The following is a 19096-nucleotide window of genomic DNA, read 5'->3' as shown; positions in this document are numbered from 1 at the left end:
ATGGGGGGTATCGAAATCCGCCTGTGCGAGCAGGGACGGAGCTTCGTTAAGCTGCTTAACCTTAATGTTAATGGATTTATACAATTAGTAAGGATACGCAAAGCTTTTATTTCTCTCTGAAGAAAAGTGATAGCGTCAGATCAAAACACAGGAGAGACAGATGAGTTTACCAATGCCATGGAGTTTAGCTGGACGCCTCTTCAAATGGGGCAGGGAAAAGATCACACGATTATGGTTACTGAAAACCTATCAGAAATCGCATGAGTATAAATTCAAGCGCTATCAGTTAGGCGCATACTGGAAACCACTGGGTGAGTATTTAGAGTACTCGGTGCGGCTTGCTCATTCAGCCGATCATGAGTCGGTTAAATCCCGCGTGGCGTTCCGGGCAAAAGGGGAGCTTGTGGAGAACCTCTCGCTTTATTTTGAGGCGTCAGGGCATGGTATCCGTTACCAGCAGAAAATTGAGCTGGTCAATCTGGACCAGTCCGTGCTGATTGTTAACCTAAACCAGATACCACGTCAGGAACTAATGGAGGTTTCTGAACGCGGAATTTATTTTTCAATTACTGAAACACAGTTTATTCAGTGCGTCATTACGCTACCTCGTGGCAAAAAACAGGCATCTTTTAACTCACAACGGTTTTCTCTGATGCATGGCTGGATGTTAAGAGACACATGGGAAAGACGCTGGGGCGTGGTTTGGAACTGTAATGCAATTGAGGACGCAAAAAATGAAATGAAGTCATACTGGCGCTGGCGACTGGGAGAATACCGCTATTTCTCGCTTAACTATCCGAGATTTAGACCCCTTACTTTGAATGGTGTGTTCCGAAAAGGCCTGTGTAGACTGCTTATTAACCCCTATTTTATAACGCTGCAGTTCTGGCTGGCGATACACTCCGGGCGATATGCTCTGGGCGATGGCAGGCTTATGTTTAGCCGTAAGAGAATTAAAAAAATGAAGTTACGTAAAACGGCAAGGCTCTGATTTCTGCTGCCGTGTTATACACTCCGGATCACCCTGAGCCGTTCTCTCGTTTACTAAGACAAACGCTAAGTAACGTCCGCTCTTGGCACAAAGCGGACATCATTTTCAGCAAGAAAAGTAAAAAGCAAAAGCCGGATTAACGCTCTTCCGACAGTCGGCCTGTGGCAGCAAGAGTCGCACGTCATTAGGGTGATGAATTGATCGGAAGCGGTGGGCCCGGAAAGAGGGGTAGCATTGTACGGACCATCGGTTGTCTCTCCGCGCCACTGAATAAAGCACGACCAAAACAGCCGTGCCTTATCAGGCTAAAGGAAAAGGGCTATTGCAGCTTAATGCCTTTCGTTTCGGGTGCCATCCACACGACAACCATCGCGGCGATAAAAGCCACAACGGTAGTCGCCAGCCCTGCGGTAAATCCTCCTATGCTGGCAACATTGCCAATGAGTAGCGGTGCAATAAACCCACCTAAGCGACCGCCGTTATAAGCCAGACCCATTAAAAAGCCGCGTGACTGTGTGTCGCCAATCATTTCGGCAAGGAACGGCCCGGAGCCGGCAAAGATGCCGTTTACACCAAACCCCGCCATAAAGATGGCGGCCATCAGAATCAATGGCTGAGTTGTCGCCAGATACAGGCCGACTGCCACAGCGCCGATAAACAGGTAGATCAAAAACATGGGTCTGCGTCCCCATTTATCTGCCAGGAGTGAAAACACAAGGAAGCCGGCAATCGCACCTGTTTGTAAGGCCAGTACAAATTTCAGGCTGTGCAGGAAATCAAGATGCTTCACTTCACGAAGATAGGTGGGCGTCCAGGTGAAAACCCCCCAGAACAGATACTGAATGAAAAAGATAAAGGTAAAGGCCAGTAACAGTCCTTTGAGGTTTGTTTTGCCCGACCGCGCCGTTTGGGTCGGTCTGTTAATCCGTTCCCGCTGGCGTGCCAGCCACACTGGCGATTCAGGCGTGATATACGCAATGACCATCATGATAAAAACCGGCAAGGCGCCAATCATGAAAAGGTATCGCCAGCCGCCGTTTTCCAGTTTGCCTGTCATCGCCGTGACCAGTGCCGTCAGCCCAATCGCTAAAATGGCCCCCACCGGCAGTCCCATTTGCATCAGTGCACCACCCCGGGCACGGCGTTCAGGACGCCATGTTTCGGCGATGAGTGCTGCGCCAGAGGTCCACATCCCACCCATGCCCAGTGCCCCGCAAAATCGCAACAAAACAAAGGTTTGTTGATGATGAGAAAAGGCCAGGAGTCCTGAGAAAAGCGAATAGATCGTAATACAAATGAAAGCGGTTCTGACTCGTCCGATTTTGTCGGCGACCATCCCGAACAGAATGCCGCCAATGATCTGTCCGCCAGCCGTGGTGCTGATAAACAGACCCAGTTCAGTTTTGCTGACAGCAAACACCACGCCAAGCACAGGCAATAAAAGCGATAGCAAAAATGAGTCATAGCTTTCAAAAGCCCACCCGAGCCCACCCAACGCGAGCGTTCGTTTTTCTACCGATGTTTGAGAGAGTGTCAGGTTGGCTTCATTCTGTTCCAGTGGATGAGTCTCATGCGGTCTTGATTTGATATTCATCAGCATTCTCCAGGGAAGATAAGCGATAGCTTAACGCTGCGGTGCGCCAGAAAAGATGTGCTTTTTCCTCGACGGACGCGTGCTCCGCCAACCGTTTGCAGGCGTTCCAGAAAACGCCATAGCTGAACATGCCTTTGTCGACCGGAAAATTGCTTGCAAACATACAGCGCCTGACGCCGAACGTTTCGACCAACGTTTCAAACAGTGGCCGCCAGGCGAGACACAGCGCCCGCGAGTCTGGCGGTGTGGCGCTTTGTGCGAAGGGAAAGCCCATGACAGTCATACCAAAGCCGCTGATCTTCATGCTCACGTTTGGCCGTTCAGCCAGAGCGGTAATGGATTTTTGCCACGCCTGAAAGGCGGTATCCCTTTTGCTGGCATAAGGCCCCGTGCCGAGCGGCCCGCCGCAGTGGTCCACAATGATATGAAGATCGGGCAACGCATCTGCCAGCGCAATAATGTCATCAAGCTGGGTGTGGTAAACCCAGACATCCAGCGAAAGTCCGTTCCGGACAAGGCAGGCTGCGCCTTTGCGAAATGCGGTAGTGGTGGCAAGGCCAGCAGGGGGTGTGACAGGGCTTGATACAACGCGAGGATCACTGTGCCAGGCAAGCGGATTACGCAGCCCTCGTAAACGTCCACCAGAGCGCGCCATCATGAGTTCAATGACGGGTTGCAGGTCATCCTCTGCCAGCAAACTGACACCACCCACTATCGCTTCACAGCCTGATGCCTTGCCATAGTGGCCACTGTCAAACATAGCGGCAGCGCCGCTCGCGAACTCAACCTCACCGACTGGCCTGAAGGTTTCTGGTCCGTTACGGCGCAGCATGGAACGGCACTGCACATAAACCGTCGACAGAACCCGGTGTCCGGACTGCTCAATATCGTGGCTGAAATCAGGAACCAGATAACGTCCTGACTGGCGATCCCATAAGTGATGATGAGCATCGACTATCGCCAGATCGGGCATCAACGCTTTTTCGTGATGCAGTGCCAGCCAGTTTTCTCTGACAGGCAAATGCGGTGCATTAACTGTCTCCATCGCTTCCCCTTATGCTTTTTAACCGCGTCTGTTCTGACGTTGCTCACAGGGCTCAGAAGCCAGGCTGAATGCAACTCAGGGTTTACAGGGTAAAACTGTGTTTTACAGAATGAATCAACTATAAAGTCATTTCCTAAGGGCAAGCCAGTAAAAAGAGAATGTTAATCGTGTAAATAAGGTGTTAATCACAAATAGCCTTTATTAACACCAAAGTTGCGTTTCAGAGGGACCATCCTTGTGCAAACTGTACGTATCAATCAGTAGAACATGGGCGAAAGCGGATGTTGGCCATTCATATATCTACGATTTTTACGTTGATTTGCTTAGATGGATACCATTAATTCAGAGACTAATTGGCATGCTCTGAGGTTGCATATGTTGATTTATAACGTTTTTGGGCGGCCTTTTCGCCGCGCTGCTTCAGCGTGGCCAGCAGCTCGAAGGGATGGGGGGCCACCTGGCCTGCACCCCAATAATCACAGCAATGCTGAAATATCAATGTCTGCTCCTGGCACAAAGCGGACGATCTAACTTAGCTGAAGGTCCGCTGAGAGCGAGGAGCGGACATTGATATGTGGTCTGTGCTATGTGGATTGTTCTTGCTTCACTGGCGGGAGAGATATCCTCGCCTCCGAAATCAGTTTTTCCACTGCTTCCAGAGGGATATTCTCTTCGTAGCAGATCAAAAAGAATTCGTGTGTAACATCCGAATAGAAAACTTCAGCAATTTGCCGTAAAGGAGATGTCTCGCGGACAGATAATTCCAGAAACATGCCATCACGTAATATTTCGCTTCCAAAACTCAGTTCAAATTTAATTTGAGACATATTATACGAACTCCTTCTTTTCAATCACGCAAAACATTTTGCGTTAGTGATATCAAAAACAATTTGGTCAGGATACAGCGGAATAATATTTCGATCACGTTAATCTCAACTATAAAGCCATTCTATGAGTAATCCTGAAATCGTCATAACACGCCAACGTCCGCTCCTTGCACAGAGCGGACTGATATCATCTAAATATCCTCTATGAGCGAGAAGGAGACATTAGAATTTATCCCGTCGCAATGAAAATGACTACGAAAGTCTTGGATATTCATATTTCAGATATCTGAAGATGCATATTTCTTACATCTCTCAACGGACACTCTCATCCTTAAATAATCCATTAATTATTATGAATTTCTTGTCATACTCTCTGATTGCTGATGTTGTGCAGTTTTGTTCCTTTACATGAAAATATATTGCAACATCAGCATTATTCTGATTAATAATCCTGGGTTTCGATACATCATATTCAAAAGGTATTTTTTTATTACTGACTTCACTACTGGCAGATTTATCATCAGAAACAGGCTCAGTCGTACCACACAGTCCGGAACTCGGATCTTCATACCAGTCAAATAACGCATAACGGGTGTAGGGTTTTTCACTGTTACCGGCGATCAGACTTAAAATCTCGTACTTCTGATACAAGTCACTGTATCTGAAATTGGTATTTGATGAATATATCAGCGCGTAGTGTTTGTGGTTTCCACCGGTAAACTCCTGTTTGATTTCCGTATACATGCGCAATCCTGGAATATCTTTACCATAGGTGCTTCTTTTAGCATCATAAAAATAAATCCCCTCAGTGTTCTCATTAACTAAAAACTGATAATTGTTTAGTCTGAAACAGGTATCGTTCTTCTCTGGAATAGAGGCTGTCGACCCGCTTCTGGATTCAACATATTTTTTCAATAAGCTGAATCCTGGCTTATCCAACGCTTCAGCGCATGGCAGAAACCAGTTTTCCGCACATGAATATGAGCTGTAAAGACAGCAAAGAGGAAATAAAAGACGTCCTGCAATATTCATAACAGCGATCCTGTAAATGTTCACTCACTAGTGAGTTGCCTGTATCTGCTTTGCTCGTAGCCACCGGCAATATTGTTGCCACCGGGAGTAGCCATGCCGGTTAAAAAACGTCTGACACGGACTGAACCGCTGAACCAGAATGAGTACAGCAGTGTCGCTAACCCGATGGAAATTCTTTGATGAAATCATAACTGATTATTTCAGGATAAACACCAGTGTAAGGTGGCCTGTCACACGCATCATTCAGCCCATCCTTTTGTGTTCTGTTGATGTTTACACTCAATGATATAGATGCCAAAAATCTGGTTCTGGTAGGTGATTCAGCGGGTGGTTTGATTGTCGTTACAATGATGCGTAAGGCGCGTGACGCAGTTAATCTGCTCCCCGCTGCGGCAGTGGCTATTTCAACCTGGGCAGATCTTACTCATAGCGGTTTGTCAGCCATTACCCGTGAGTGGATTGATCCTCTTTGTAACGTCGGTTTTCTCAACATATTAGCTGACCTGCTCCCCGTTGCTAAACTCAGACTATTGCTGGTTACTTCAGCTTTTAGTTCATGACGGCATCACGAACAAACCGATGTCCGCTATGAGCGAAAAACGGACATTCATAATTTTTTCTCAAAAGTAGGACCTAATTCGATTTTTTGTATTATCCTCTTGGGAATAGGTCAAATGTTCTTGTAAGTAATGGGTTTTATGAAATAATCAAGCTTAAAAATTTATAGGGGTTTTGTAATGCAATTGTACGCCCTACGTGTGTTAATGAGACCGCGAGATCCTGACCTTTTTTCCAAGGGGCCTGTACAAAAAGACATATTGCATTTTGAAAATGCGATAGTTGCCTCCGCGAAAAAGTTACACCTGAAATCACCAACACCTTCAGTTCATAAGAAAACTACTTACACTTTAAAATTGAGCATAAATCCAATTGAAGGCGTCATGGCTGGGGTAATATCAAAACAATTGAAAATTAAAGGACATGACAAGGATTTTCATGAGTACGATGTAGATAATTATCCACCTATCGTATGGATGTGGGATAGAGAAGAGCAAGTGTTATTGGTTGAGAAGAAAACAGCAGTTTTTAAGGATGCACATCAAGTTGCTAAAGCATTCGAGGATCTTGCCAACAACGATTACATGGCTCAGTTAGGACTTAGAGTATTTATCGAACCCTGCCTTGAAATGGATGATTTTTGGTCGGAATATCATAGACTTCAATTTATCGACAAAGTTAGTTTCACTCTGATTACTCCAAATATTTTCGGCAGTAGTAAAAAAGCCTTATCAGATGATTTGCGAACCCTTGAGGCAGATACAAATGCAAACGCTATCACTACAACTTTTGAAAATAAAGATGGTAATTTAAAACTTAAGAGCTCTCATTGGGCATCTGTTCTAGTCGATTGGGTTAAAGATGGTGGTAGTTCTTGGTTAATCAAAGGACGAAAAACAATCACGTCTAAAACTACAACTGTTTCCAGTAATCAAACGGCCAAGATAGTACTTATCGAGGGTGAAATTTCAGAAATTCAACTCGATGGTTACTCATCAAGTGACATCAAAGAAATCATTTCAATACATCAAAATAGGTACACATTCAAAAATGAAGAGTCTAAGCGTCTGGATTGAAACTTTAGTTTTATTCATATTATGCTTAGCTTTATCCTCCACTAATAAGCAGGCATATACATTACTTGAGCAGGCATCGGCTGGTGTGATTGGTTCAATACTCGGAGGGATTACGGCAGGGGTTTCTGTAATTTTTAGCATTTTGACTGTAATTAATAAGGGTCAGAACGTTTAAAATTTTCAGGTTACTTGGCTAGTCTCGAGACGGATCTGAAATTACTTGTGTTTTGTCTAGGCGCAACAATTTTTTTACCTTACCTCAGAAACTATGACGTACCTTTAATCAGTTACCCCAGCCAAGAGTTAGTCCCTTCAAAAGCTAAGTTATTTACAGCGTTAGAGTTATTTTTCGTAGCGCTGTCTCTAAACCTAATTGTTGAAGTTATTAGTTGCATGATTCTCATAGTTAAGGAAGGTTTGAAACGAGAAGTTTAGTTAAATTTTATACCGATTTAGTTCGACAACTCCGTTGTGAAATACATTGAAATTATTCATTTGTATTTTTTTCTGGTAAATTAAGATTTTCGATGAACTCTTATCAAGCATTGCTAATTTGAGGTATATTCCCTTTCGACATATAGAGGGAGTAAGTGAGGCACGCACTAAGATCGAGTGTTCGATACTGATGATAGATTTCACATTGATATTATGAACGTTTTTAAGTTATGCATACTTCATGCCCTAAAGATTTTTAGTTTAACTTAAGATAAACTATCAGGATAACTTGAATAATTATTAAGATATGTTACCTCTTAGTAAGATTAGTTTCGGATTTATTTTTCACGAAAAATAAATTACTCAATGAGACCATCAAGCCAGATAAAAAACATCTGGCTAAGATTTCATTTTTTAGAAAGAATCAATTGCATCAAGTAATAGATGCACATCCGTATAACATCCGTAATGAAAAGGTCTGTGATTATCCTTTTCTGCAACTTCTTTGGATCTTCGGTTTAAGATCTCAGCACGTTTTCTGGCATTAGATACACCACCCGCTAATTTTGAATACAAATGAACAAAACCCTTATTGTAGTTTTCTATTCCTACCGATTTCAAAGCACCCTTAAGGCCAGAGTTTCGATATAAATCGTCATAATTTTCATACGGTGCATCACATCCTTGGAAATGTAATAGAATCCAAATTTCAAAGCAAACATTTGATAACGCTATATTAATGCCATTGGCTTGAGCTTTGTTCCAAGCTTGAGCGTGAAGTTCATGTGAATATTTACGTACTGATTCCCTATCATATACAACCCAATACTCGTCGTCAGCAGAAGTGCTACTACTATTCCTAAGAGAGACTGCATAATCAACTAACTGTACAGGTGTGTTTACTTTAACATCAGGAACTTCAATAACCTTTGCCTTTTCTTTTGCTTGGTCATCGATATAACCTCTAATGTAAAAGGGTTCAGTTTTTTCCCCCTCACAAATAATATGCATCAGTTTTTTAAGCTGTCTTGGTGGTCTAGGCATAAAATGTCCATATCAAAAATCTTCAACTTGGCCAAAAACATCATCACCATTGTTATGATTGGTTATTTTTGGATCATCTTTGCTAACCATAGACTGAATGTTCATAAAATATTTTTTAAGACCAGCATAGTTAACACTTGGTGTACTGCCAAACCGTCCTTCATCATACCATTTGTGAAATGGTGAAGATGCTTTAACTTTATCCTTTTCAAAATCATCAAGGCTAAATATATTTGTGTTCCCCCCGAATTTCTCAGCAAACCATAATTGGTCCCTTCTCATTTTTTCCGGTTTCATTAAATCCATATTGTGAGTTGAAAATATAAGTTGTGAATTGAATTTATTCAGTTCACTATCATTAAACAATCTCAATATAATCGATGCCAAATGTGGATGAAGACTATGATCAATCTCATCAATTATGAGGACTTTAAATGAACACAATGCAGAGGTAATGGCGGGGGAGAGATCAAATAATCTATTTGTTCCGTCCGACTCATTTTCCTGATCCAGCATTACATCTTCCCCATTCTCATTCTTATGAGAAAAAAGGAAACGCACCTTGTTTCTGAATAATATTTCTCTTTTGGTTTCTTCAGGAATCCCATCTGGAAGTTTAATGTCAACATCATTTTCTTCAACTGACATTCCAGTTATGCCTGTGTCTACCAGACTTAAGAACTTTCCAGTAGTATCACTGAATGTTTTTCTGATACTTTTGTTCATCAGAAAATGCAATTCCGGTCTGGTATCCATTTTTACAAAAACTAAATTAACGCTAAAAAAGTCACTTATTCCTTTTACAATTTCTGGTGAAGATGCAGTGTTTGATATTTTCGATAAATATGCATTGTTATCAAAAAAAGGAACTTTTTTAACTCCACCTTTAAATTGATGACCAAACTTTATATTTTCCCATCCAGAGCTATCTCTTAAGAAAAGGTTAGATGGTATTTTTGAAAAATAACAATCAAGTGACTCATGGTGAATGATGTTTTTTGAAAATTGAATTTTATAAATGTATCTAAGGCCGTTTACATAAAAGTCGATTTCAAACTTGGTTGGTTTTATTTTCCAGTCGGCTGACAGTTCGTAAGGTTCATAACAAAGAATGTTATTATTTTCTTTTAAGTCACCCGTATCTGTAACTAGGTATTTTAAAGCAGCTAATGCCCTTAATACATTAGATTTTCCAGATGCATTTGGGCCGTAAAAGCCAGACGATCTAACTAATTTAAAGTTTTCATCATCAATATTGATGAGATGATCGCTCAAATGTGAACTACCTGTTGAGGCAATAGTACTAAACTCAACCTCATCCCGAATCGACCTGAAGTTCTCGATTTTGAAACTAACTAACATATGTACCCCCTTTACAAAGCCTCTTATCGTAAAAAAACCTCCGATAAGTAGCGATTAACGTGATTATACATCACTTCTCTGTGGGTTTGTACACTGCAAGGTCAGATTCGTTTGTCAATGGTTTATGAGCTCATCAATTGAATAGTTTTCCTATCCTGCTCCCGCATTGATACTCACGTTGGTGGTTTGCCCCTCAAAGCAAAGCTGCAGTGATTACGTCTCAAACGGCAGCTAATGGCACAAAGCGGACAGGCTGACTGAGCTGAAGGTCCGCTTTGAGCTGTGAATTCAACCGATGAACGCACACATGCATAACGCCTCTGATGAACAGAGCGCTGAACTGTGCTGAATTTATCAGGGTTCAGGAAGCAGACTGAAGATCACCGAAAAAGAGACGTCATTTTACTAAAAAAAAGAGTCATTCGGCCTGCTCTCCCGAACTTAATCCTAATCCTAAATACGAGGTATCACATGTTCGTCAGGACGCCATGCCTTCCGCTTATTAATATTTACTTACCGTAATTAACTAAAGGCGTCATCAAACTGTCATCAAAAAATCTTTGAATAACCGAGGCGCATCTGGGTTTCACCTTCCAGGCAACCCGCTGTGTTCCTACAAGTTTTTGTGATTACGTTTCTCAATTCGCTGAGCGCTGTCAGGGCAATCAGCCTTCTGTTTTCTTAAGCTGAGAGGAATCGTTATGCCTGTATCTGTTATAAAATACGCAGTTAAAACCGCCGCGTTAGCAGCGATCGTACTGGCTGGCCTGCAGGGCGTTTCGTTCGCAAATGATCTGCCTTCTCGCACGACTTTAGGGCCCGATTCAGTTAAAGAAATGTCCGCTCAAAAAGCAGACGCCTCCACTAATGAAAGCGCTATCAAACTGGCCGCGTGGCATCACCATCTGGAGATTAATCCGGGTTGTAATGATCCCTCTTCAGGTCTTGGTTGCACCGACGATGATAATGCATAACGCGTAAAAGCGGCAGGCACCGTTTACAGATGCGGTGTCTGCACTGAGAGGAAGAGATAAAAAGTACCGTCATCCAGACTGCTATTCATTCAGGCACTGGAGCATGAGGCATGTAAAGCCTCTTACAAAGTAAAGGCTGGCGTCGCGTGCTGGTTACTGCCCTGCCGACCCGGCCATTCCTACCGGTTTCTTTGCAGGGTCTTGCCAGATACCCGTTTACCTGTAGAGGGTCAGAGGCGTCGTGAGTTTGAACCTCCTCCATTCACGGGAATTCGCGGATAACAGATAAACCCGATGCGGTGTTATTCCTCTCAATATAAATATCCGGAGCTGCATAAACGAAAGACTGACCTTATTCAATGCGCCAGTCAGTTACGTTTTTTCAGAATTTTATCTCTCAGCTGTGGGTAGCAGACCTGCAAACCTGTATCCCTCAATAAGTTCATCAAAAAGCTGAATATTGTTCCGGCTTCTGGCCATTAGCTGTGCGCCGGCGATGGCTGAAAAAATGGCACCGGCACGCATTCTGCTGTCTTCTGACGCAGTGATCCCCGCTTCCAGTAGCTGCCCTGCCAGCCAGTCTATATTGACGTCCGCAAACTTTTGCACCTCAACTTTGACAGGTTCAGGCAGATCATCATATTCCGCCGACATGAAACTTCCCATACAAAGTCGGTTTCCGCTTTCCAGCGAACGGCGAAATATTTGTGGATAGCGGCTCAGACTCCTGAGCGCATCGCCTTCCGCATCCCTCAGTACGTCCAGGTCACGCGCCGTATCCTCCCAATAACGCTGGGCCACCGCCGCACCCAGCTCGGCCTTGCTGGGGAAATGATAGTAAATGCTTGCCGCTTTAATCCCCACTTCATCTGCCAGTCCGCGGATATTTAAACCTGTATAACCATGCGCCTGCGCCGCCAGACGGGCTGCGTTCAGAATTTCGTCGCGGGATGTTTTGCTCATTATGTCACTCCTCCAGAAACCAGAACCCCAATTCTAACATTTGTTAGGTAGGTATTGACAGCGTCATTTTACAGGACTAGAGTTTACCTACCAACTGTTAGGTAGGCTATTAACCAAGAGGATTTATCATGAGCAAAGAAATTTATTACTCAGACGCGACTCACCTGGCCAGCATGATCCGTAACCGCGACGTTTCTCCCGTTGAGGTGATGCAAGCGCATCTTGATCGGATTGCCGCCACTAACCCGGACGTCAATGCTGTTGTAACAGTGGCAGACGATGCCCTGAAGCAGGCTGCCGCTGCCGAAGCCGCCGTGATGAAGGGTGAGAAACTGGGCCCGCTTCACGGCGTTCCTTTTACCGTAAAGGACTCCATCGATACGGCAGGTGTGCTGACTCAGCGTGGTTCACCTATTTTCAAAGGCCGTCGTCCTGACGAAGACGCAACCAGCGTGGCGCGTCTTAAAAAAGCAGGCGGCATCCTGCTGGCTAAGACGAACCTGCCGGAATTTTCATACTGGATTGAAAGCGACAACCTGCTGTCCGGGCGCTCTAATAACCCATGGGACCTGACCCGGACGCCCGGCGGCTCCAGTGGCGGTGAGTCTGCCGCGATTGCCGCAGGCATGTCTCCGCTGGGACTGGGCACGGATTTGGCCATCTCGGTACGAGGCCCTGCGGCGCAGACCGGCATCACTTCCATGAAAGCCACGCTCGGCAGCGTGCCCATGACAGGCATCTGGCCGCGTGCGCCCCGCCGCTTCTGGCATGTTGGCCCTATGGCCCGCTCAGTTCGCGATATTGCCCTGGCATTCTCTCAGCTTTCGGGACCAGATGGTCACGACGCATTCTCCAGCGCTGCGCCCGTTCATTCTGACGGGCTGCCGTTTGTAGCATCGCGTCCGCTGCGAATTGGCTGGATGACCGGCCCGGGCTTTGGTCCGGTTGATCCGGACGTTAACGCCATCGTGAAGGCGGCTGCGGAAGCGCTAAAAGCACCGGGCGTCGTTGTGGAGCATGTCGGCATTCCTGCACTGGAGAAGGACTTTGCGCTGGATGTGTTTAACCGGCTCCACGTCATGGAAATGAAGCCCGCCTTTGCGGCGGCCACGGCCGGTCGCCAGCCTGATGAGATCTACAAAATGGCGAAAACCATGCTATCGTTACCTGATACACCGATGTCTGCTTATATTGATGCAGAGCAGGCCGCCGAACGATTGCGTGACGGCTTCGCGGAATACTTTTCACGCTACGATGCGCTTATCACGCATGTACTCCCCATCCCGGCGCATAAACACGGCGTGGACAGGTTTGTTATTGACGGTCAGGACGTTGATGCCACTTATCTGCAAGGTGCCACGGTGCCGCTTAACGTCACAGGGTTGCCTGGTGTAGCGTTGCCGTTTGGTAAGAGTCGTGAAGGCTTGCCGGTTAACGTGCAGATCGTCGGCAAATGGCATGATGAGCACGTCATTCTCCATATTGCTTCTCTGCTGGAAGCAGTAAGCCCTGTGAAAGGTTCTCATCCGTCACTGTAACAAGGATCGTGCCCCACGAACCCCGTGGGGCATGTAAGATCGTCGCTCACGTCTCAGCATGGAGCTTAACCCGTTGCTCCACATTTCGTTCATGGCGCAGGCAATTACCGCTAATGACCGTCGGCAACCCACCCAGAAGCACTGTCGATCAACCGCTTCAGAGCTGGCGAAATGTTCTGCTGATTCCAGGCCACCCCGGTTTCAAGGTCAGGCACCTCGCCTTGTAACTGCAGGTAAAGCACGCCGTGACGTTGCAGGTTTCTTAGCGATGCAGGAACCAGCGCTATTCCCATCGCTGCTGAAACGATGTCAGCATGGTCACTGCCTGACCATCACCGGTGCAGCCTGGCAGAGGAGCTGGCGGATATTCCAGCACAACCGCAGCCTGATAAGAACGTCATCCTGCCGCTTCAGGCCCCCCTCTAAAAAGAAGGCCACCTGGCAATACTTAAGGGTAATCTGGCCCCTGACGGGGAGGTCGCAAAAATCAGCGGCCTGAAGAAGCCCGCTATCACCGGTCCGGCACGCGTATTCGACGATGAAGCCAGCGCAAAGCAGGCGATCCTTGAGGATCGGATACAGCCTGGTGATGTGCTGGTGCTGGGATATTTAGGGCCTAAAGGGGGGCCGGGGAAGCCCGAAATGCTCTCTCCGACAGCGGCCCTGGTGGGCAAAGGATTGGGAGAGAGCGTTGGCCTGATCACTGACGGCCGCTTCTCTGGTGGCACCTGGGGAATGGGGGTCGGTCATATCGCACCGGAAGCTTTTATAGACAGAACCCTTGCCTTGGTGGAGGAAGGCGACGCCATCACTATTGATGCCCATCGGCAACTGCTGCAACTGAATATCGATGAGGCGCTACCGCAGGAAAGAAGAAACCGCTGGAGCCCACCAGCGCCACGTTACACAAGAGGTGTGCTTGCGAAGTTTGCCCAACTGGCGATGCCGGCTTCCAGGGGCGCGTGTAACGGATAAACGTACCGGATAACGCTGTTTACTAACAATGGTCGAGGTATGTCAGTAAGCAGCAGTCCGGGGAGCCCTAGCCAGCCCCTGCTTTGATAGCGATGTTGTCGTCGTGGTCTCTTTTACTGGGATACTTTTCTGCTTTACCTAAAGCAATGTTTTTGCGGTTGCTAAAGCCTCTTCTTTAGAAGCGGCCATCAATAAAGGATAGCCCCAAAATTTTTCATAAATAATGGCGAAAGGTCTGGCTGCAGCCCTTTTTACAGTGTTGGGTTCAATCAGGATTGACGCTTTAACAAAGGCTTTTAATTCATTTTTATGCGCTTTCATCCAGCGGGTTGTCATCTTCATCTCATCGGCGGAATGCTCATGTTTGCTTTCAGTAAAGCCTTCACCGCTAAGCAGTACGAAGGGTGTTTTGCGGGCGAGTAACGCTTCGAATTCATTAAATGCGGGGGCAGCCGAATCCTTTCCAGGAGCATTCATTTTTATCCATACAACGGGAAAATCGGCATCGTCAATTTGCATAGTCATAATCCTGTGAATCGGTTGATTAAGATTTTCAGCCCTCCTGATGCAGCGCTGAAAAATGGCCGCTTCGGTAGCATGACGCGCAACGCACCAGGCAACCTCCACCCCTGTTAAATGAAATTATCTCAATCCCTTTTAGACTGCATTGCGAATGTTGGTCATAATATTATTCAAAATTGCCAAATGCTGCTTTCAAAACCAAGGTTGAATACATGTCCCGGCTATCTTCTCTGAATGCTGTTGCTTTGCCTGATATTGACAGTATCCCTCGCCCCATCTTTGCACTGAGCGCATCCATGATTTCAAATGGCTGGGAACATGAAACACACCAACATCGTAAGTCGCAATTGCTCTATTCAGTCCGTGGTGTGCTCAATTGTGAGGTCGACGAGGGGATGTGGATTGTTCCACCTCAATGTGCAGTCTGGATACCGGGCAACATGCCACATTCAGCACGGGGTTCTGGAAATACAGAATGTTACTGTCTGTTTATTGAACCTGAGGCGATACCCGCGCTTCCAAAAACCTGCTGTACTCTCTCCGTAAACCCACTCCTGCGCGAGTTGTTGCTTAAAGCTGCGGGGTTACCGCGGCTTTATCCGACAGAGGGACCGGAAAGCCGCTTGATAGCAACCCTTCTTGATGAATTATCAGCGGCACCAGTAGAAGATTTGCATCTGCCAATGCCACGCGATCGAAGGCTGCGACAGCTTGCTGAAAAGCTACTGGCCGAACCTGCTGATAAATCCTCTTTGGGCGAATGGGCCCATCGCATCGGTATGAGTGAAAGAACCATGAGCCGGCTGATGCTGCAGGAGATCGGAATGAGTTTTGGTCATTGGCGTCGGCAGTTACATGTCATCCTTTCACTTCAACGGCTAACCCGTGGGGAGAGTGTTCAGACAGTCGCGCTGGAACTTGGCTATGAGAACGCTAGCGGATTCATCACCATGTTTCGAAAAGCAGTAGGCAAGCCGCCCGCTCGCTACCTTTTCGAAAGAACAGAGAAGGCAACAGGCGGAGCTTCGGGCATTATGCCCGGCAAAATTTATTTGGATTAAAGGCACTGCCGGATCCGTCATCCATTGCACGCTCTGTTCGTCAACGGTAAAGCCGTTACCCTTATTTCTGCACTGACAGCGCTGCCTTGCGTTAACCGGTCATCCCCTGCGCGATGCTATCGGTATGAGGCGGGCGCTGACGGAAGACGCCGGGCAATAACAATCCATAATGCCAAGAAACATTCCTGCAGCATCTCTGACTTCTTTTTGAACATACCTCCCGTCGCAATTCAAGACAGTGTTGAGGCACCTAAGGGGAACGATCCTGGATGGGTATTGCTTATCATCCGGCAGCACGTAAGACGAAAAAGATTCGCACTGTCAGCGCCATTACCTTACCGACAGTGCGTAAAAGAACCGACTTTTCTGCAGCAACGTTAATATTCCCCCCTTTTAAGCTGCCTGTCTGACAGGCACTCATCCCTTAATTGTCCGGAACGATTGCCCGAGTGCGCCCGCGTTTTCTGTCGTTAAATCTGTCTTTACCCTGATGTAAAGAAAACAGGCAACTTTTGGCTGAAATGAAAAATTTTATGTCTGTGTTTCGCTATCGGAAAAAAGATTTTCGCTGTTAAATGAGAATGATTTTTATTTTTAATTACATGAGTCTTATGTGATTGAAATGTCAGGAGTCAGCGTACTGCAGCGGCAACAGGTGCTGAATTCACTGCAGCGCAGGGTAAGTGGCATTGACTGATAACGAAGTCATGGAAGGCGTGGATACGACCATTCGGGTACGATTTAACGTTATGAAAAGCATACTGATGTTTAAAAAAACATCGTGAGCAACCTGGCTCTTATTCGTTTCAGTGAAATGTATTTTATTAAACCTAGACGAGTACATACAGACATGAAAGTTCGAAGAGCTCTGATTCCACGTTCTTGTGCAGTAATGCTTAGTGCATTAATGAGTTCACTGTCATTCCCTGCACTGTCAGCAGACAGCGCCGTGGCTGCGACTAAACAGAATACCCTCACTGTAACAAGCGAGGGGGAGACTCCCCCGGAAGAAAATGCCTGGGGGCCAGTAGGCTCTGTGGTGGCAAAGCGAAGCGCGACGGCGACTAAAACTGACACGCCACTCCGTAAAACGCCTCAGTCCATTACCGTTGTTACGCGTGAAGAGATGGATTTGCTGGACCCACCGACGCTGAAAGATGCTTTTCGTTACGCTGCAGATGTGATGGTTGACAGTCGGGGATCGGTAAGCGGCTTTAATTCAGTCAATATCCGGGGGTTCAGCCAGATCTCGGATAATATTTATCTGGACGGACTCAAACTTCAGGCCGACAGTTTTACTTCCTTCCAGGTCGATCCTTACATGCTTGAACGTGCTGAATTGCTGCGTGGCCCTGCATCTGTTCTGTATGGTCTGAGTGAGCCTGGCGGTGTTATCGCGCTGGTCAGTAAGCGCCCCACGCCGCAGACCATTCGCGAAGTGCAGTTTAAAACTGGCAACCATAATCTTTTCCAGACGGGCTTTGATTTTGGCGGCGCGGTTGATGATGACGAGAAATTAACCTACCGCCTGACAGGTGTAGCCAGCGATCAGGACCAGCAACAGACGGGTGAAAAAGCAAAGCGTTATTCATTAGCGCCTTCATTCACATGGCGCCCCGATGACAAAACTCAGTTTACTTTTTTAAGCAGTTTCCTCGATGAACCCAATATAGGATGGTTTGGCTATTTACCGAAAGACGGCACGGTAACCAGCGGTGCGGGTGGAAAATTACCCACAAGTTTTAATGATGGGGAACCGGGTTATAACAAAATTTCCCGTAAGCAGAAGTTAGTCGGTTATACCTTTGAGCATCAAATTAATGACAACTGGACAGTGCGTCAGAACGTGCGCTACGGAACGGTAGATATGGATTACCGAACCATCTATGGAAGCAGTGTTTCTCCGTTTGATCCTTCTTTTTTAACCCGGGGTGCACTTGCGGCCAAAGAGCATTTATCGAGCTTCGCGATGGATACTCAGGTGCAAAATAAATTTTCTACAGGTAACACAGACCATACCCTGCTTATGGGCATAGATTACCGGCGCACACGGAATGATGTCTGGCAGGCGCTCGGTCTGGCATCCAGTCTGAACCTGGTTAATCCTGTGTATGGTAATACCGCTGTGCAATATTTCGGTTACAGGAGTCAGGTCGATCGTCTTGAACAGACTGGCCTCTATTTGCAGGATCAGGCTGAATGGAATCACTGGCTATTAACATTGGGTGGTCGTTATGACTGGTCTGAAGCAGACAGCGTCAATCGCCTTAATAACAATTCCGCCTCCAAACAGGACGATAATGAATTTACATGGCGAGGAGGTCTGAACTACCTGTTTGATAATGGTCTTTCACCTTTCATTAGCTACAGTGAATCCTTCCTGCCAACAGCAGGAGCGGATTATACAGGGAAAATGTTTCGGGCATCTCGCGCCAAACAGTATGAAGCCGGAATCAAATATATACCTGACGGTAAATTGATTTCCGCCACCTTATCGCTGTTCCAGATAACAAAAGATAAAAATCTGACGTCAGATCCTGAGCATATTTTATATTCAGTGCAAAATGGCGAGTTACGCTCCAGAGGCATAGAACTGGAGACGAAAGCAGCACTGACAGAAAATGTGGATATTATCGGCAGCTATTCCTACACGGATGCTGAATATACCAAAGACACCTCATACGAAGGTAATCGCCCAGCTGAGATCCCTAAAAATATGGCGGCATTATGGGGAAACTACACTTTTCATGAAACGGCGTTAAGCGGATTGACGTTAGGGCTGGGAAGTCGCTATGTCGGGTCGACGGAAGGTGATAACGCTAACTCCTTTAAAGTGAAGCCCTACACGATCTGGAATGCCGTCATCCAGTACGATCTGAGCAGGTTCAATCTGCCGGGTTCATCAATTGGCTTAAATGTTAACAATCTTTTTGATAAGAACTACGTCGCAGGCTGTTACGCCACGACGGCGTGTTTTTACGGCGCGGAGCGACAAATTACGGCAACGGCTACGCTCAGGTTCTGATAAGGCACGTCCTGAAATGAATGTTTCCCAGAATCAGACTGGCTTTTATCCTGCGAGTTCCACCGATGGATGCA

The 19096-nt window shown here is 46.3% G+C and carries 16 protein-coding genes and 1 pseudogene; 8 read left to right on the top strand and 9 right to left on the bottom strand.

Features of this window, described 5'->3' with window-relative positions:
• Positions 1-160: 160 nt before the first annotated feature.
• The gene (locus DFO57_RS02930) at positions 161-991 is read left to right on the top strand and encodes a hypothetical protein (protein WP_014606070.1); all 831 of its coding nucleotides are present in this window, start codon (positions 161-163) and stop codon (positions 989-991) included.
• Positions 992-1310: 319 nt separating this feature from the next.
• Here DFO57_RS02930 and DFO57_RS02920 read toward each other — a convergent pair whose 3' ends face one another.
• The 4 genes from DFO57_RS02920 to DFO57_RS02905 form a co-directional block, all read right to left on the bottom strand.
• Positions 1311-2585, bottom strand: coding sequence for an MFS transporter (locus DFO57_RS02920; protein WP_110015051.1), 1275 nt, complete (start codon positions 2583-2585; stop codon positions 1311-1313).
• A complete protein-coding gene (locus DFO57_RS02915) occupies positions 2560-3630 on the bottom strand; it encodes an amidohydrolase (protein WP_013025464.1) in 1071 nt (356 codons plus the stop codon). The genes DFO57_RS02920 and DFO57_RS02915 overlap by 26 nt, the downstream gene beginning before the upstream one ends.
• A 584-nt stretch (positions 3631-4214) precedes the next feature.
• Positions 4215-4457, bottom strand: a complete 243-nt coding sequence (locus DFO57_RS02910; RefSeq protein ID WP_014606058.1) for a hypothetical protein — start codon at positions 4455-4457, stop codon at positions 4215-4217.
• A gap of 312 nt (positions 4458-4769) precedes the next feature.
• Positions 4770-5489: a hypothetical protein gene (locus DFO57_RS02905; protein ID WP_014606059.1), complete on the bottom strand. Its 720-nt coding sequence runs from the start codon at positions 5487-5489 to the stop codon at positions 4770-4772.
• A gap of 293 nt (positions 5490-5782) precedes the next feature.
• Here DFO57_RS02905 and DFO57_RS02900 point away from each other — a divergent pair.
• Together DFO57_RS02900 and DFO57_RS02895 are read left to right on the top strand one after the other, a co-directional pair.
• Positions 5783-5989: pseudogene (locus tag DFO57_RS02900) on the top strand (steryl acetyl hydrolase); the annotation flags it as partial.
• A 237-nt stretch (positions 5990-6226) separates the two neighbouring features.
• A complete protein-coding gene (locus tag DFO57_RS02895) occupies positions 6227-7123 on the top strand; it encodes a hypothetical protein (RefSeq protein WP_110015050.1) in 897 nt (298 codons plus the stop codon).
• Positions 7124-7972: 849 nt separating this feature from the next.
• Here the strand turns inward: DFO57_RS02895 and DFO57_RS02885 are convergent.
• Both DFO57_RS02885 and DFO57_RS02880 read right to left on the bottom strand, forming a co-directional pair.
• Positions 7973-8602 carry an RloB family protein gene (locus DFO57_RS02885; RefSeq protein WP_110015049.1) on the bottom strand — a complete coding sequence of 210 codons (630 nt, stop codon included), beginning with the start codon at positions 8600-8602 and terminating at the stop codon, positions 7973-7975.
• 12 nt (positions 8603-8614) lie between these two features.
• A complete protein-coding gene (locus DFO57_RS02880; protein ID WP_110015048.1) occupies positions 8615-9964 on the bottom strand; it encodes an ATP/GTP-binding protein in 1350 nt (449 codons plus the stop codon).
• A gap of 701 nt (positions 9965-10665) precedes the next feature.
• Here DFO57_RS02880 and DFO57_RS02875 point away from each other — a divergent pair.
• Positions 10666-10938: a hypothetical protein gene (locus DFO57_RS02875; RefSeq protein ID WP_029568683.1), complete on the top strand. Its 273-nt coding sequence runs from the start codon at positions 10666-10668 to the stop codon at positions 10936-10938.
• Positions 10939-11328: 390 nt separating this feature from the next.
• Here DFO57_RS02875 and DFO57_RS02870 read toward each other — a convergent pair whose 3' ends face one another.
• Entirely contained in the window at positions 11329-11901 is a 573-nt protein-coding gene (locus DFO57_RS02870; protein WP_014593504.1) for a TetR/AcrR family transcriptional regulator, read from the bottom strand.
• 128 nt (positions 11902-12029) lie between these two features.
• Between DFO57_RS02870 and DFO57_RS02865 the strand changes: the two genes are divergently transcribed.
• A complete protein-coding gene (locus DFO57_RS02865) occupies positions 12030-13439 on the top strand; it encodes an amidase (protein WP_110015047.1) in 1410 nt (469 codons plus the stop codon).
• Positions 13440-13549: 110 nt separating this feature from the next.
• On the opposite strand, the gene DFO57_RS23040 is transcribed toward DFO57_RS02865, so the two are convergent.
• On the bottom strand, positions 13550-13732 hold the full coding sequence (locus tag DFO57_RS23040) for a hypothetical protein (protein WP_033770651.1): 183 nt from the start codon (positions 13730-13732) through the stop codon (positions 13550-13552).
• A gap of 145 nt (positions 13733-13877) precedes the next feature.
• On the opposite strand from DFO57_RS23040, the gene DFO57_RS02855 reads away from it, so the two are divergent.
• A complete protein-coding gene (locus DFO57_RS02855) occupies positions 13878-14414 on the top strand; it encodes a dihydroxy-acid dehydratase (protein WP_369974473.1) in 537 nt (178 codons plus the stop codon).
• 138 nt (positions 14415-14552) lie between these two features.
• On the opposite strand, the gene DFO57_RS02850 is transcribed toward DFO57_RS02855, so the two are convergent.
• The gene (locus DFO57_RS02850; RefSeq protein WP_024471859.1) at positions 14553-14933 is read right to left on the bottom strand and encodes a hypothetical protein; all 381 of its coding nucleotides are present in this window, start codon (positions 14931-14933) and stop codon (positions 14553-14555) included.
• Positions 14934-15148: 215 nt separating this feature from the next.
• Here DFO57_RS02850 and DFO57_RS02845 point away from each other — a divergent pair, with 215 nt between their 5' ends.
• Positions 15149-15997 (top strand): helix-turn-helix domain-containing protein, encoded by an 849-nt coding sequence (locus tag DFO57_RS02845; protein ID WP_014593501.1) that lies wholly within the window; start codon positions 15149-15151, stop codon positions 15995-15997.
• 850 nt (positions 15998-16847) lie between these two features.
• Positions 16848-19022: a ferrichrome porin FhuA gene (gene fhuA / locus DFO57_RS02840; protein WP_110015046.1), complete on the top strand. Its 2175-nt coding sequence runs from the start codon at positions 16848-16850 to the stop codon at positions 19020-19022.
• Positions 19023-19096: the final 74 nt, after the last annotated feature.

The organism is Pantoea sp. AG702, assembly GCF_003182295.1.
Lineage (GTDB): Bacteria > Pseudomonadota > Gammaproteobacteria > Enterobacterales > Enterobacteriaceae > Pantoea > Pantoea ananatis.
The sequence above is the reverse complement of the archived record's forward strand: the minus strand, read 5'-3'. Positions and strand labels throughout refer to the sequence as shown.